We start from the raw sequence: 14,194 nt of genomic DNA, 5'->3' as shown, positions 1-14,194 counted from the left end.
CCCAGAGTTATCCACCGCTCGAACGACCTCGCTGAGCGTGGCTGTCCACAGATCCACCGAGTTTGTCCACAGGAGCCGTCCGTGCCGGACCCCAGCGACGTTTCACGTGAAACAACCCCTGCACGTGGTTTCACGGTGCGCACCGCCGCCGACCTCGCGGCGTACGGCACGGGGTTCGAGGACGACCAGACTCCCCTGGCCAAGGCGGCTCAGCACAGCATCATCGCGCGTCAGGGCGCGCGCAGCCGGCCGTCCGTCCCCCGTCCGGACGCCACCCGGGTGTTCGTGGTGGCGAACCAGAAGGGCGGCGTCGGCAAGACGACGTCCACGGTGAACGTCGCCGCCGCGCTGGCCCAGCTCGGCCAGCGGGTGCTGGTCATCGACCTCGACCCCCAGGGCAACGCCTCCACCGCGTTGGGCATCGACCACCGTCGGGGCACGCCGTCGACGTACGACGCGCTCGTCGACGGCGTGCCCCTGGACGAGGTCATCGCGCCGAGCGAGGAGCTGAAGGGCCTCTTCGTCGTCCCGGCCACCATCGACCTGGCTGGTGCCGAGATCGAGCTGGTCAGCGTCGTCGCCCGGGAGGGCCGCCTGAAGAAGGCGATCACCGGCCACCCGCTCGTCGGCACCGCCGAGGAGGCCGGCGAGGAGCGCTTCGACTACGTGATCGTGGACTGCCCACCCTCCCTGGGCCTGCTGACGCTGAACGCGCTGGTCGCGGGCGACGAGATGCTCATCCCGATCCAGGCGGAGTACTACGCGCTGGAGGGTCTCGGGCAGCTGCTCGAGACGGTGGAGATGGTCAAGGCACACCTCAACCCGGGCCTGGACGTCTCCACGATCCTGATCACGATGTACGACGCCCGCACGCGGCTCGCCGCCGGCGTGGCCGAGGAGGTGCGCGAGCACTTCGGCCCGCAGGTGCTGCGCACGGCGATCCCCCGCTCGGTGCGGGTCTCCGAGGCGCCGTCGTACGGCCAGACCGTGATGACCTACGACCCCGGCTCCCCCGGTGCTCTCAGCTACCTCGAGGCCGCCCGGGAGATCGCGACCAAGCCTCGGACGACCCAGGGAGCCCGCGCGTGACCACCAAGCCCCCTGCCCGTCGGGGCCTCGGCCGCGGCCTGGGCTCGCTGATCCCCACCGGACCCGCTCCGGCGGACACCACGGTGGGCGCGGACGACACCGCTCCCCCGCGCACCACGGGAAACACCGGCTCTGGAGCGGCTGCGACGGCTGCTGACGTCACGGGACCCGCGGGCGAGGCGCTGGCGCCCGTCGCGGGCGCCTACTTCGCCGAGGTCCCGGTCGAGCAGGTGACGCCGAACCGCGTGCAGCCGCGCCAGGTCTTCGACGAGGACGCGATGGCCGAGCTGGTGCACTCGATCCGCGAGGTCGGCCTGCTCCAGCCGGTCGTCGTGCGCCGCACCGGGCCCGAGGCCTACGAGCTGGTCATGGGCGAGCGCCGCTGGCGCGCCTCCCAGGAGGCCGGCCTGGAACGGATCCCGGCGATCGTCCGCGAGACCGAGGACATCGACATGCTCCGGGACGCGCTCCTGGAGAACCTCCACCGCTCCGAGCTCAACCCGCTCGAGGAGGCGGCGGCGTACGCCCAGCTGCTCGAGGACTTCGGCTGCACCCACGAGGAGCTCGCGCAGCGGATCGGCCGCTCGCGGCCGCAGATCAGCAACACGCTGCGGCTGATGCGGCTCAGCCCTGCGGTGCAGAGGCGCGTCGCGGCGGGCGTGCTGTCGGCCGGCCACGCCCGGTCGCTGCTCGCCGTCGACGACGCCGACCTCCAGGACCGGCTCGCCCAGCGGGTGGTCGCCGAGGGCATCAGCGTCCGTGGGCTCGAGGAGATCGTCGCGGTCGGCGAGACCGGGTCCCCCAAGCGTGCCTCGCGCGCGTCCGCGCGTGCGACCGCCGCCGACGTCGACGACCTGGTCGAGCGGCTCTCGGACCGGCTCGACACCCGGGTGAAGATCGACGTCGGTCGCACCAAGGGCCGGATCACGGTGGAGTTCGCCTCGGTCGAGGACCTGCGCCGGATCGCCGACGTGATGGACCCGCGCAACCGCCAGGACCGGGTGATTTGACGTTACATCGCTTTGTCAGTTTGTCGACAAAGCGATGAAGTGACTGTCATCGGGTCGTCGACCGCTGCGCAATCGCGCGGTTTCGGTGCTGTGGGAGGCGATCTGAGCGCGACAGCCGCGCCATTGCGTAGACGTTGACGCCCCGACTCTGCTCAGAATCGCACCTGGACAACCCGGAAACGGCCCGGCGAACCGACGAGACGGGTCGGTCGAGGTCGGGTCAGCCTTGGGCGCGCTTGGCGGCGCGGCGAGCGGCGCGCTCGCGCTTCTCCGCCGCGTCGAGGCGGACCGCCTCGTCGAGCGTGGGGGCCGATCCGCCGTGGCGGGCGGGGAGCCACCAGCTGCCCGGGGGCTGCTCCTCGGCGGGGTACGCCGCGATCGTCTCGTCCAGCAGCGCCGACATCGCCGCGTGCAGCTCGGCGGTCTCGGCGACCGGGTCCTCACCGGTGGGGTGCAACGGCTCGCCGACGTGGATGGCGATCGTCTTGCCGCGGCTGAAGTCCTTGGGGTGGTCCTTGGTGAAGATGCGCTGCGTGCCCCACAGCGTCACCGGGATCAGCGGGACCGACGCCGCAGCGGCGATGCGCGCGGCCCCGGTCTTGATCTCCTTGACCTCGAAGGACCGCGAGATGGTCGCCTCGGGGAAGATGCCGACGACCTCGCCGGCACGCAGGTAGTCCACGGCCTGGTGGTAGGAGGCCAGGCCCTCGCCGCGGTCGACGGCGATGTGGTGCATCGACCGCATCACCGGACCGCCGACGGAGTGGTCGAAGATCTCCTTCTTCGCCATGAAGCGCACCAGGCGGCCCGACGGGTTCGCCGCGAGGCCGCCGTAGATGAAGTCGAGGTAGCCGACGTGGTTGCACGCGAGCAGGGCACCACCGGTGGTCGGCACGTGCTCGGTCCCGCTCAGCTGGAACCGTTGCCCGAGCAGGCGGAACGCGGCCTTGGCCGACCAGATGATGGGCGGGTAGCTGATGTCGCGCATGCGGTGAGCGTAGGGGGCGGCCCCACGCCGCGCCGCACCGGACAGCGGCGCCGGGCTCAGCGGCGTACGGCGAGGAAGTCGGCGATCCGGCTGATCGCCTCCTCCAGCACGTCGACCGCGGGCAGCGTGACGAGCCGGAAGTGGTCGGGCTCGGGCCAGTTGAAGCCGGTGCCGTGGGTGACCAGCAGCTTCTTCGCCCGCAGCAGCTCGATGACGAAGGCCTCGTCGTCCTCGATCGGGTAGACCTCGGGGTCCAGGCGGGGGAAGCAGTAGAGCGCGCCGCGCGGCTTGACGCTGCTGACGCCCGGGATCTCGTTGAGCATCCGGTGGGCGAGCATCGCCTGCTCGTAGTAGCGCCCGCCGGGGCCGATGAGCTCCTCGACCGACTGGTAGCCGCCGAGGGCGGTCTGGATCGCGTGCTGGGCCGGGACGTTGGCGCACATGCGCATGTTGGCGATGAGCGTGAGGCCCTCGATGAAGTCCTCGGCGAGCTCCTTGGGGCCGGAGATCATCACCCAGCCGGCGCGGTAGCCGCAGACCCGGTAGGCCTTGGAGAGGCCGCTGAAGGTCAGGCACAGCACGTCGCTGCCGGCGTACGTCGCCGCGTGGTGGTGCACGGCGTCCTCGAAGAGGATCTTCTCGTAGATCTCGTCGGCCATCACGACCAGGTCGTGGCGCCGGGCGATGTCGACGAGACCCTTGACGGTCTCCACGCTGTAGACCGCGCCGGTCGGGTTGTTGGGGTTGATGATCACCAGGGCGTGGGTGTTCTCGGTGATCTTGGCCTCGATGTCGGCGAGGTCGGGGTTCCAGTCGTCGGCCTCGTCGCAGCGGTAGTGCACCGCCGTGCCGCCGGCCAGCGTGACCGCTCCGGTCCACAGGGGGTAGTCGGGCGCCGGCACGAGGATCTCGTTGCCGTCGTCGACGAACGCCTGGAGCACCATCGAGATGAGCTCGGAGACGCCGTTGCCGATGAAGACGTCGTCGACGCGGACGTCGCGCAGCCCGCGGGACTGGTAGTAGTTCATCACCGCGGTGCGCGCCTCGTAGATGCCGCGCGAGTCGGCGTACCCCTGGGAGTCCGGCAGGTGGTGGACGATGTCGGCGACGATCGCCTCGGGCGCCTCGAAGCCGAACGGCGCGGTGTTGCCGATGTTGAGCTTCAGGATCCGGTGGCCCTCGCTCTCGAGGCGCTGGGCCTCGACCAGGATCGGACCGCGGACGTCGTAGCGGACGTTGCGGAGCTTGCGGCTCTGGCGGATCTGGCGCACGTCGCCCATCCTCGCAGGCTGCGCGCCTAGCATGGCCCGCAGGAGGTGCATCCTGTGTCCCGCAAGGTCGTCCGGCTCACGCTCGACCACCTCGACGCGCTCACCGCACCGTGCCGCTCCTGCCTGTTCTGGGAGCTGGACCCGGTCACCCGTCGGCGCGTGGAGGACCCGGTGGCCGAGAAGCGGGCCTGGCTCTCGGAGGTGCTGCGCGAGTGGGGCTCGTGCGGCCAGGTGGTGCTGGTCGACGGCGACCCGGTCGGCCACGTCGTCTACGTCCCGCCGGCCTACGCGCCGGGCGCGGGCGGCATCCCCACCGCCCCGGTGAGCCCGGACGCGGTGCTGCTGACGACGGCGTACGTCGATCCGCGGCACGCGGGCGGGGGGTTGGGGCGGGTGCTCGTGCAGGGCATGGCCCGCGACCTGATCCACCGTGGCGGCATCCGCGCGGTGGAGGCGTTCGGGACGGCACTGCCCGGCCGGCTGGCCGACGTCGCGGCACCCTGCCTGGTGCCGGTCGGGTTCCTGGCCGGGGTCGGCTTCGGGACCCAGCGCGCGCACCCCACCAACCCGCGGATGCGGATGGAGCTGCGCTCCGCGCTCACCTGGCGCGACGAGGTCGAGGCCGCCGTCGAGAAGCTGCTCGGCGCGGTGCGACCGGCCCCGAAACCGGTGCGGCCCCCGACGCCGTCACGAGGGACGGTGTCGAGGGCCGCGGATCGGACCTGAGGGGCCTCAGGCCGAGATGAACTCGGAGAGCTCGTTGAGCAGCGTCGCCTTCGGGCGGGCGCCGACGATGGTCTTCACGACCTCGCCACCCTGGTAGACGTTGATCGTCGGGATGCCGGTGACCCGGTAGGACGACGGCGTCACGGGGTTCTCGTCGACGTTCATCTTGAAGAAGGAGATCTTGTCGCCGTGCGCACCGGCGATCTCGTCGAGGATCGGGGCGACCTGGCGGCACGGACCGCACCACTCGGCCCAGAAGTCCACGAGGACCGGCTTGTCGGACTTGAGGACCTGCGCCTCGAACTCGGCGTCGGTCACGGCTGCGATGTTGCCCACGTGAGGATCCTTCCCTGGAGTGTGTCTGCTGCTGCTGGTTGCTGCTGAGGAGTGAACACCGGCCCACCGACGGTTTGTTCCGGGGCCGGGGCGGCGGCCGCTGCGGGGGAGCGGCTCAGGCGCCGGCGGTCTGCACGGTCTCCACGGCGACCTCGGCGTCGACGCGGGCCTGCGCCTCGGCGGGGGTGTCGGAGACGGTGTCCAGCGCGGCGAGGTAGCGCTCGGCGTCCAGCGCTGCGGCGCAGCCGGTGCCGGCGGCGGTGATCGCCTGGCGGTAGTGGTGGTCGACCAGGTCGCCCGCGGCGAAGACGCCCGGCAGGTTGGTGCCGGTGGAGGGGTGCTCCACGACGACGTACCCGTTGGGGTCGAGGTCGACCTGGCCGCGCAGCAGCTCCGAGCGGGGGTCGTGGCCGATGGCGATGAACAGGCCGGTGGCGTCCATCCGCCGGGTCTCGCCGGTGACGGTGTCCTTGAGCGTGATCCCCTCGAGGCGGTCCGCGCCGTGGATCTCGTCGACCACGGAGTTCCACTCGATCTCGAGCTTGGGGTCGGCGAACGCGCGGTCCTGCATGATCTTGGAGGCGCGCAGCTCGTCGCGGCGCACGATGAGGGAGACCTTGGAGCCGAAGCGGGTCAGGAACGTCGCCTCCTCGATCGCGGAGTCGCCGCCGCCGACGACCGCGATGTGCTGCTCGCGGAAGAAGAAGCCGTCGCAGGTCGCGCACCAGGACACGCCGCGGCCGGAGAGCTCGTCCTCCTTGGGCAGGCCGAGCTTGCGGTAGCCCGAGCCGGTCGCGAGGATCACGGACCGCGCGGTGAAGGTGCCGGTGGCCGTGCGGACGACCTTCGGCTCGGCGGTCAGGTCGACCTCGACGACGTCGTCGGAGACCAGCTCGGCGCCGAACCGCTCGGCCTGGGCGCGCATCTCGTCCATCAGCGCGGGGCCCATGATGCCGTCGCGGAAGCCGGGGAAGTTCTCGACCTCGGTGGTGTTCATCAACGCGCCGCCCGCGGTCACCGAGCCCTCGAAGACCAGCGGCTGCAGGTTGGCGCGTGCGGCGTACACCGCTGCGGTGTAGCCGGACGGGCCGGACCCGATGATGATGACCTGACGGGTTGCGGTGTCGGACATGGAGTCGACGTCTCCTCGCGGTGCGGTGGCTGCCGGCGTCGCTCCCGCCGGCGGGGGACGGACCCGGGGTGCCCCGGGGTCCTTCGATGTCAACCGATCGTAGGCGAGGGTTGTTCCGCGCGCGGGGTCAGCCGGCGGGCAGCGTCGTGGAGCGCAGGATCTCGCCGGTTCCGCACTGGAGCAGGTCGGCGACCTGGCTGTCGCCGGCGGGGGCGCGGAAGACCAGCACGTGCGGCTCGTCGTCGTAGAGCACCGGCACCGCGACGCCCGGTCCCCAGTCGGCCGGGGTGCACTCGAAGAACGTCTGCTCGCCGTCGCGGCGCTTCCCGCCGCCGGGCCGGCCGCGGTCGGTGTCGCGGCCGCCGTCGACCACGTCGCGGGCGCGGAGGGCGTCGGCGGCGAACCGCTCCGGGCGCACGCGCACCGGCCGGCCGGGCGGGGTGACGAAGGCGTCGAGGGTGGTGGCGGCCTCGGGGACCGCGGCGCCCGCGGCCAGGCCTTCCCCCTTGCCCTCGTTGGCTGCGGAGCCGCCGCCCGCACCGTCCCCGGGCTCGGCCGCGGCACTCTCCTTGGCGGCGGTGCTGCGACCGGCGGCGTCGCGGTCGAGGCCGGCGACGCTGTCGGCGGCGGAACCGGAGTCGTCGCTGCCGCCCGAGCCGGGGAGCACCTGGCCGAGCCCGAGGCCCGCGACGGTCACGACCGCGGCGGCCGCGAGCAGGCCGGCCGCACGACGGCGTCGGCGCACCGCGAGCTCGTCGACCGACGACGGGACGTCCTCGCCCGCGGCGAGCTCGGCCAGCACGCGGTCCAGCCGCCCGGCCACGTCGACCGGGACGGGCTCGACGTGGCGGGCGTCGGCCAGCCGGCGGCGCACCTCCTCCTCACGGGGGTCGAGCTGGTCGTCGGTGCCGGGACGGCTCACGGTGCACCTCCTCCGGTGTGGTCGCGGGTCGGGTCGCGGGTCGGGTCGTGGGGCAGCTGCTCCGCCAGGTCGGCGGGGGCGGGGTCGGCCGCAGATCCTGTCAGGTCGGCCGGTGCTGGGACGGGCGAGGTCCCGCGCCGGTTCCCGCCGCGTGGCCCGGGTCGCACGGGCCGCTCGATCTCGAGCAGGTCGGCCAGGCGGGCCCGGCCCCGCGAGCAGCGCGACTTCACGGTCCCGACGGCGCAGTCCAGCACCTGGGCGGCCTCGGCGACGGAGTAGCCCTCCATGTCGACCAGTACCAGCGCGGCACGCTGCTCGAGCGGCAGCGTCGCCAGGGCCGCGAGCACCGCCCGGCGGCGCTCGCCGCGCAGGCTGGCCTCGGCGGGGTCCTCGGCCTCGGGGGTGGCGGAGGCGCGCGAGCCGCGGTCGCCGTACTCCTCCAGGTCGTCGGGGAGCGTCTCGGTGCGCCGCACCCGCATGGCGCGCAGCCGGTCCAGGCAGGCGTTGACGACGACGCGGTGCAGCCAGGTCGTGACCGCCGCGTCGCCGCGGAACGAGCCGGCCCGGCGGTACGCCGCCACGAGACCGTCCTGGAGGCCGTCGGCCGCGTCGTCACGGTTGCCGGTGGTGCGCAGCGCGACCGCCCACAACCGGTCGCGGTGGCGCTCGACCAGCTCGCCGAACGCGGCGTGGTCGCCGGCGACGTGGGCGGCGAGCAGCTCGGCGTCGGTCCGGGCGCTCACCCGCGCACCACGACCTCGGCCACCTCGCCGCGGTAGCCGCCGTCGACCGCCGGGAGCGAGGTCAGCCAGACGACGACGTACCGCCCGGTGACCGGGTCGTCGAGCGGCACCCGCCCGCGCTCCTCGAGCGTGTCGGAGCCCGCCACGGCCAGGTCGCGGACGGCGGTCGGCTCGGTCTCGGAGACGTAGACCGTCACCTCCGTCGGCGCGCCGGCCAGGGTCAGCTCGACCTCGGCGACCTCCTGCGACGAGCCGAGGTCGAGCACGAGGCCCACGCCGGTCTTCAGGCCGCCGGGACCGAGCTGCTGCTGGTAGGTGGCCGTGCGCCAGGTGGTCGCGGGGTCGCCGTCGGCGGCGAGCGGCGCGAGGTCGGGATTCTCCTCGCCGTCGCCGCCCTGCGGGTCGAGGTCGGTGACGCCCCGCACCTGGACCGGCGTCGGGGGCGTCGCCGTGGGCGAGGCGCTCGTGGTCGGGTCCTCCCCGGCGGTGCCGAGGGGACCGCGGCCGCGGCCGAGGTTGACCGCCACGACCGTCACGAGCAGCACGGCGGCGAGCACGCCGAGCGCGATCGCCAGGCGCATCCAGCGGCGACCGGGCACCTCGTCGAGCTGCCCGGTGTCGTCGCCGACGACCGGCAGCGAGGCGCCCGTGCCGCGGCCGTCCCCGGTGTCCCAGGGCCAGTAGGTGCCGTCGGCGCCCGGGCCCGGACCCGGGGCGTCGGCGAACGCGTGCGGGCCGGCGTCGCCGTGGTTCACGCCGGGCCGCGGTCGGCGGGCCGGGGCCCCGTCGGTCGGGTCGGGGGCGAAGAGCGGCCGGCTGGGCGGCTCCTCGAACGGCGGCGGGGGCGGCACCGGTTCGGTGCGCCGCTCCAGCCACGACACGTCGTCGGTCTCGTCGTCGAAGATCGGCAGGCCCGCCTCGGTGGGCAGCTCGCCCGACCCGGCGGGCCCGGTCTCCCCGGTCTCCCCGGTGGGCTCGGGCCTCGGGAGGGGCTCGACGACGACCGTCGGCTCGGGCTCGGGCTCGGGCTCGGGCTCCGGCTCGGGGTCGGGGTCTGGCTCGGGCGCGTCGTGGGGGAGCAGGTCGGGGATGGGCGGCAGCACGATGGTGGAGGGCCGGTGCACCTGCGGGGTGGAGGCGGCCAGCGCCTCGGGGACGCCCGCGGGGTCGCCGACGAACTCCTCGAGGTACGCCGCCACGCCGCGCGCGGTGGTCACGTCGAGCAGGTCGCGCCGGGCGGCGTAGGGGTTGAGCAGCGCCTCGCACAGCGCGTCGAGCGGACGGGGGACACCGGCCCGCACCTGCCGCGGCCGCAGCACGTGGCCGTGCTCCTGCGGCGCCGGCGGGACCGCGGACGGCGAGACGCCCGCCCACCGGCCGGTCAACGCGGCGTACAGCAGGCCGGCGAGGTCGGTGACGTCGGCCGAGGTGCCCTCGGCGGGCAGGCCGTGGAGCGCGGCGTCGACGCACAGGCCGATGACGCGGACGTGGCCGCTGCGCTCGACGAGGACGTTCTCGGGGACCAGCCGGCCGTGGGCGACCCCGGCGGCGTGGGAGGTGGCGACGGCGTCGGCGACCTCCCCGACCAGCCAGGCCGCCTTGCGGGGGCTCAGCGGCCCGCTGGTGGCGAGCAGGATGTCCAGCGAGGTGCCTGAGCCCCACTCGTTGACGACGTAGCAGACGCCGTCGAGCCGCTCGGCGTCCAGCACCCGCAGCACGCGGCGGTCCAGCACGGTGGCCGAGCGGCGCGCGGCGTCGATCAGCCCGGGGGCGCGCTCGTCGGCGGCGTCGATGACGTGCAGGGCGACGTGCCGCTCCAGGACGCGGTCGTGGGCCCGCCAGAAGCGCCCGCCGCGGCTCTCGGAGAGCAGGTCGACGAGGCGGTAGCGGTCGGCGAGGACGTCTCCCGGGCGTGCGGTGTGCGGCACGGCCTCCTCATCCCCTTCGACCTCGGAGCCCCGGGTGGAGCAGACACCGTCCCGGGGGTCCGGCCATCGTAGGACCGTCAGCGACCGCGGGGGAGCGGAAGCCGCCGGGTGAGCGTCTCGACGACCGAGGTGACCTCGGTCAGCCGCAGCACGCGGGCAGCGGCGAGGAACACGGCGACGTCGACGAGCACCACGACGAGCGCCCGCAGCACCGCCACGGCGTACGACGACTCGTCGCCGAGCACGTCCAGCAGCAGCGCCGCGCCCCAGGCCGCCGCGGTCGACACGCCGACGGCGATCGCCATCCGGACCGCGAACCGCACCAGCGTCGGCGTGCGCAGGCCGCCGAGCCGACGACGGAGGACGGCGTAGGAGAGGGCGGCGCCGACGCCGTACGCCGCGGCGTACGCCGTCGCGAGGGCGGGCGCGGTGCCGGCGTCGTCGGTCGCGTGGACCAGCACCAGCGCGGCGAGCACGTTGGTCACGCCGACGCCGCACTGGACGTAGAAGACGGTGCGGGTCTGCTCGAGGGCGTAGAAGCCGCGCAGCATCAGGTAGTGCACGGTGAAGAGCACGAGGCCGGGGGCGAAGGCGGCGAGCGTGCCGATGTAGTTCTCGTAGGTCGCGGCGGCCGCGCCGAGCGAGATCACCCGCGCCAGCTCGGGGGCGAGCACGGGCAGCAGCGCGGCGAAGGGCAGCACGACGGCCAGGGCGGTCCGCAGGGTCGAGCTGAGCGAGCGCGCGAGGCCCGGCAGGTCCGCCGCGGCCGCGCGCCGGGACAGCGTCGGGAGGATCGCGGTCGCCAGCGAGACGGTGATCACCGAGTGGGGGACCATGACGATGAGGAACGCCGCGGAGTAGACGGAGTAGCCGGTCGCCTCGGAGCCGCCGCCGGCCGTGCCCTGGGAGGCGAGGCGGACCACGACGGTGTAGGCGACCTGGTTGACGATGACGAACAGCACCGTCCACACGCCCAGGCGCAGGGTGTGGCCCAGGCCGGTGCCGCGGAAGTCGAAGCGCGGGCGGTAGCGGAACCCCGCGGCGCGCAGGTAGGGCACGAGGATCGCCAGCTGCGCGACGATCCCCAGCGTCGAGCCGAGGCCGAGCACGAGCTCCTGGTCCGCGTCGAACCCCGCGGTCAGCTCGGCGCCCTTCGCGGTGCCGTAGAGGAGCAGGTAGAGGCCGAGGACCAGCACCGAGATGACGTTGTTGGCGATCGGCGCCCACATCATCGGGCCGAAGCGGCCGCGGGCGTTGAGGATCTGCCCGACCAGCACGAACATGCCGTAGAAGAAGACCTGCGGCAGGCACCAGCGGGCCAGGTCGACGACCGACTCGCGGGCGTCGGCGGGGACGTCGGGGTCGACGTACAGGTCCATCACCCAGGGCGCGGCCACCACCAGCAGCACCGTCACCGCGCCGAGGAACAGCGCGGCGAGCGTGACGACCCGGTTGGTGTAGGCGTCGCCGCGGTCGGCGTCGTCCTTGGCCGCGCGCACCAGCTGCGGGACGAGCACGGCGTTGAAGACGCCGCCCGCCAGCAGGATGTAGAGCATGTTCGGGATCGTGTTGGCGATGTTGAAGACGTCGGCGTGCAGCAGGTTGCCGAGCGCCGCGGCCAGCAGCAGCGTGCGCGCGTAGCCGCTGAACCGGGACACGATCGTCCCGGCGGCCATCACCGCGCTGCTGGAGAGGATCGAGCGCTGGTCCTGCTCCTCCGCGGCCCGGCTGCTGGTCCGGTCGTCGGTGGGATCGCTGGTGGAGCCGCTGGTGGGTCGGTCGGTCGGTCCGGTCATGCCGTGCCCTCCTCGCGCCGGGCGCGCAGCACGCTGCGGACCAGGCGCAGCGCGATCGTCCCGAAGAGCAGCACGGCCCCGGCGCCCATGATCACCCAGATGATCCCGCTGGCCTGGATCGATCGGATGGAGAGCTCCTCGGTCGAGCCGAGGGGGGTGTGGGTGTCCTCGGGGTCCTCGGTGTGGTCGGTCAGCACGAGCCGGACGCGGTGCACGCCGGGCTCGCGGGTCGAGGCGTCGAGCAGCACCGAGACGCGCTGGCCGGCGCCGACCTCGACGGTCTCGGGGCCCTCGATGGAGATCGCGTCGGGGTCGTCGGTGACGGCCTGGATGCTCACCTCGACCGGCTCGTCGAGGGCGTTGGCGACGGTGGCGCCGAAGCGGCCGGTGGCGCTGGAGAGCGCGACGCCCGAGGGCGCCTCGATGGTCACGCCCGACAGGCGGTCCTCGATCCACCGGCGGGAGCGGGCGAGGGCGATGCGGGTGTCGGAGAGCCGGCCGCGGGAGGAGTACGACACCGCGGCGAGCGCCTCGTCGGCCACGTCGGCGGCGACGCCGGTGTTGTCGCGCAGCACGTGCTGCAGCACCTCGCCGGCACCGATGAGGTCGGCGGCGGCCTCGAAGGTCGAGGGGTCGACGCGACGCCGCACCTGGCGCTCGGGCAGCTGCAGGTCGGCCAGCGACACCGCGGTGCCCTCGCGGTCGGCGGCGTCCTCGACGGTGCCCAGGTCGATCCAGTCCTCGTCGAGGCCGTCGACGAAGCCGGTGGTCGCGCCGGGGGCCCACCCGGTCGGCAGCTGCACCACGAGCGGCTTGCGGCCCGGGTTGAGCAGCCGCACGGCGGCCTCGGCGAGCACCCGCTGGCGCAGCGCGACCGCACCGAGCCGGTCGTCGGGCCCCGGTCCGCCCGAGGCGGCGCCGGAGGAGGTCACCACGAGGCGGCGCCCCGAGACCGTGGCCACCCCGGGGGCGTCCGGGCCGAGCATCCGGTCGGTGACGAGGATCGTGTCGCCGGCGTCGGTCGAGCGCAGCACCTGCGGGTCGAGGTACCCGGTCGGCGAGCCCAGGGCCGGGCTGGTGCCGACCTCCCACGGGCCCGTCGCCTCGATGCTGCGCGCCCGCGCACGGGGCAGCAGGGCGGGGTCGGCGTCGACCGCACCGGCCACGTCGAGGTCGCCGTACGGCAGGGCGAGCACCTCGTCGCCGGACAGGGCCGCGCTGAGCCGCCCCAGCCAGGCCGAGGCGACCTCGGCGGCCGCCACCTCCTCCGCGGTGGGCTCGTGGTCGCCCGACCCGGGACCGTCGCCGCCCTCGCCGTCCTGGTCCCCGCCGTCGCCGTCCTGGTCGCCCTCGGCGCCGTCCGACTCCCCGGCGGCGGGCGAGAAGGCCACGTCGGGCGGGTCCGAGGGGGCGATCGGGCGGCCGTCGGTCGTGGGCGCCAGGGACCGCGGCGGGTTGCCGGCGGCGAGGTCGCGGACCGCGTCGACCAGGGCGGGGTCGACCAGCCAGGTCATCGGCTGGTCGCCGGCCGAGGCGCCCAGGTCGACCAGCGTCCGGAGCGAACCGTCGGTGTCGAGGGTGCGGGTCCACGCCTCGACGTCCGCCAGCGAGCCGTCGTCCTCGCGGGCCAGCGAGCGGCGCAGCGGGATCACGACGGCGGTGGGGACCTGGCCGCGCGTGGAGCGGGGGACCAGCGGGAGGAAGGTGCGGGCCCGGCCGTCGGCGCCGTCGATGCGGCCCGCGGGGGACTCGCCGAGCGCGTGCACGCCGAACCAGTAGACGCCGGCCGCCGTCACCGGGATCCGGTTGCGCGGGAGGACGAGCCGGAACTGCGCCGACTCCCCCGGCGCCAGCTCGTCGACGTCGTCGCTGACCTCGACGATGCGGCCGCCCACCTCGATGTCGGCGGGGACCCCGGAGGCCTCGGCCAGCTGGTCGGCGGTGGTGATCGGGGTCGAGCCGACGAACGGGTAGAGCCGGATCGCCGACCACGTCTCGGTGCTGGTGTTGGTGACCTCGCCGGCGATGCGGATCGGGCCGCGCCGCGGGATCGCGCCCGGGGTCAGCGAGCTGATGGTCACCGTCAGCGGAGCGTCGTCGTCGGCCGCGGCCGGAGCGGCCGCGGCCGCCGGCGGGAGGGTCGCGACCACCCCGGGCACCGCCGTGGAGACCCCCAGCACGAGGGCCACGGCCGCCAGGGCAGGCCGCAGCGACCGGGGGCGAAGCATGCGGACGACACTATCCGTCCTTTTC

12 protein-coding genes are annotated in these 14,194 nt (G+C 74.2%); 3 read left to right on the top strand and 9 right to left on the bottom strand.

From position 1 onward, the window contains the following. The first annotated feature begins 135 nt into the window (after nucleotides 1-135). Both QWY29_RS07325 and QWY29_RS07320 read left to right on the top strand, forming a co-directional pair. On the top strand, nucleotides 136-1,089 hold the full coding sequence (locus QWY29_RS07325; protein WP_439117399.1) for a ParA family protein: 954 nt from the start codon (nucleotides 136-138) through the stop codon (nucleotides 1,087-1,089). Continuing rightward, nucleotides 1,086-2,099 carry a ParB/RepB/Spo0J family partition protein gene (locus QWY29_RS07320; RefSeq protein ID WP_300960083.1) on the top strand — a complete coding sequence of 338 codons (1,014 nt, stop codon included), beginning with the start codon at nucleotides 1,086-1,088 and terminating at the stop codon, nucleotides 2,097-2,099. The genes QWY29_RS07325 and QWY29_RS07320 overlap by 4 nt, the downstream gene beginning before the upstream one ends. Before the next feature lie 220 nt (nucleotides 2,100-2,319). Here the strand turns inward: QWY29_RS07320 and QWY29_RS07315 are convergent, their stop codons facing one another. Both QWY29_RS07315 and QWY29_RS07310 read right to left on the bottom strand, forming a co-directional pair. After that, entirely contained in the window at nucleotides 2,320-3,087 is a 768-nt protein-coding gene (locus QWY29_RS07315; protein ID WP_300960081.1) for a lysophospholipid acyltransferase family protein, read from the bottom strand. A gap of 56 nt (nucleotides 3,088-3,143) precedes the next feature. Further along, a complete protein-coding gene (locus tag QWY29_RS07310) occupies nucleotides 3,144-4,358 on the bottom strand; it encodes a pyridoxal phosphate-dependent aminotransferase (RefSeq protein WP_300960079.1) in 1,215 nt (404 codons plus the stop codon). A gap of 54 nt (nucleotides 4,359-4,412) precedes the next feature. Between QWY29_RS07310 and QWY29_RS07305 the strand changes: the two genes are divergently transcribed. Continuing rightward, the gene (locus tag QWY29_RS07305) at nucleotides 4,413-5,084 is read left to right on the top strand and encodes a GNAT family N-acetyltransferase (protein ID WP_300960077.1); all 672 of its coding nucleotides are present in this window, start codon (nucleotides 4,413-4,415) and stop codon (nucleotides 5,082-5,084) included. Between the two features lie 6 nt (nucleotides 5,085-5,090). Here the strand turns inward: QWY29_RS07305 and trxA are convergent, their stop codons facing one another. From trxA to QWY29_RS07270, 7 genes are all read right to left on the bottom strand, one after another. Beyond that, a complete protein-coding gene (trxA, locus tag QWY29_RS07300) occupies nucleotides 5,091-5,420 on the bottom strand; it encodes a thioredoxin (RefSeq protein ID WP_300960076.1) in 330 nt (109 codons plus the stop codon). Nucleotides 5,421-5,535: 115 nt separating this feature from the next. Further along, nucleotides 5,536-6,552, bottom strand: a complete 1,017-nt coding sequence (gene trxB, locus QWY29_RS07295) for a thioredoxin-disulfide reductase (protein ID WP_300960075.1) — start codon at nucleotides 6,550-6,552, stop codon at nucleotides 5,536-5,538. 127 nt (nucleotides 6,553-6,679) lie between these two features. Further along, nucleotides 6,680-7,474 carry a hypothetical protein gene (locus tag QWY29_RS07290; protein WP_300960074.1) on the bottom strand — a complete coding sequence of 265 codons (795 nt, stop codon included), beginning with the start codon at nucleotides 7,472-7,474 and terminating at the stop codon, nucleotides 6,680-6,682. Then, the gene (gene sigM / locus QWY29_RS07285) at nucleotides 7,471-8,217 is read right to left on the bottom strand and encodes an RNA polymerase sigma factor SigM (protein WP_300960072.1); all 747 of its coding nucleotides are present in this window, start codon (nucleotides 8,215-8,217) and stop codon (nucleotides 7,471-7,473) included. Before sigM ends, QWY29_RS07290 begins: the two co-directional genes overlap by 4 nt. Next, nucleotides 8,214-10,145, bottom strand: a complete 1,932-nt coding sequence (locus QWY29_RS07280; RefSeq protein ID WP_300960070.1) for a protein kinase family protein — start codon at nucleotides 10,143-10,145, stop codon at nucleotides 8,214-8,216. Before QWY29_RS07280 ends, sigM begins: the two co-directional genes overlap by 4 nt. Before the next feature lie 77 nt (nucleotides 10,146-10,222). Next, nucleotides 10,223-11,941 (bottom strand): murein biosynthesis integral membrane protein MurJ, encoded by a 1,719-nt coding sequence (murJ, locus tag QWY29_RS07275; protein ID WP_300960069.1) that lies wholly within the window; start codon nucleotides 11,939-11,941, stop codon nucleotides 10,223-10,225. Continuing rightward, nucleotides 11,938-14,169 (bottom strand): DUF6049 family protein, encoded by a 2,232-nt coding sequence (locus QWY29_RS07270; protein WP_300960067.1) that lies wholly within the window; start codon nucleotides 14,167-14,169, stop codon nucleotides 11,938-11,940. Before QWY29_RS07270 ends, murJ begins: the two co-directional genes overlap by 4 nt. Between the last annotated feature and the right edge of the window lie 25 nt (nucleotides 14,170-14,194).

The sequence above is a fragment of the Nocardioides abyssi genome, from assembly GCF_030412915.1.
GTDB classification, from domain to species: Bacteria; Actinomycetota; Actinomycetes; order Propionibacteriales; family Nocardioidaceae; genus Nocardioides; species Nocardioides abyssi.
Note: the sequence above shows the minus strand (reverse complement) of the source record. Positions and strands in the feature narration are given on the sequence as shown.

Excerpts from the sequence above, each read along its gene's own strand:
- trxB (WP_300960075.1), bottom strand. The coding sequence starts at position 6,552 with ATGTCCGACACCGCAACCCGTCAGGTCATCATCATCGGGTCCGGCCCG.
- murJ (WP_300960069.1), bottom strand. The coding sequence starts at position 11,941 with ATGACCGGACCGACCGACCGACCCACCAGCGGCTCCACCAGCGATCCC.
- QWY29_RS07270 (WP_300960067.1), bottom strand. The coding sequence starts at position 14,169 with ATGCTTCGCCCCCGGTCGCTGCGGCCTGCCCTGGCGGCCGTGGCCCTC.
- QWY29_RS07315 (WP_300960081.1), bottom strand. The coding sequence starts at position 3,087 with ATGCGCGACATCAGCTACCCGCCCATCATCTGGTCGGCCAAGGCCGCG.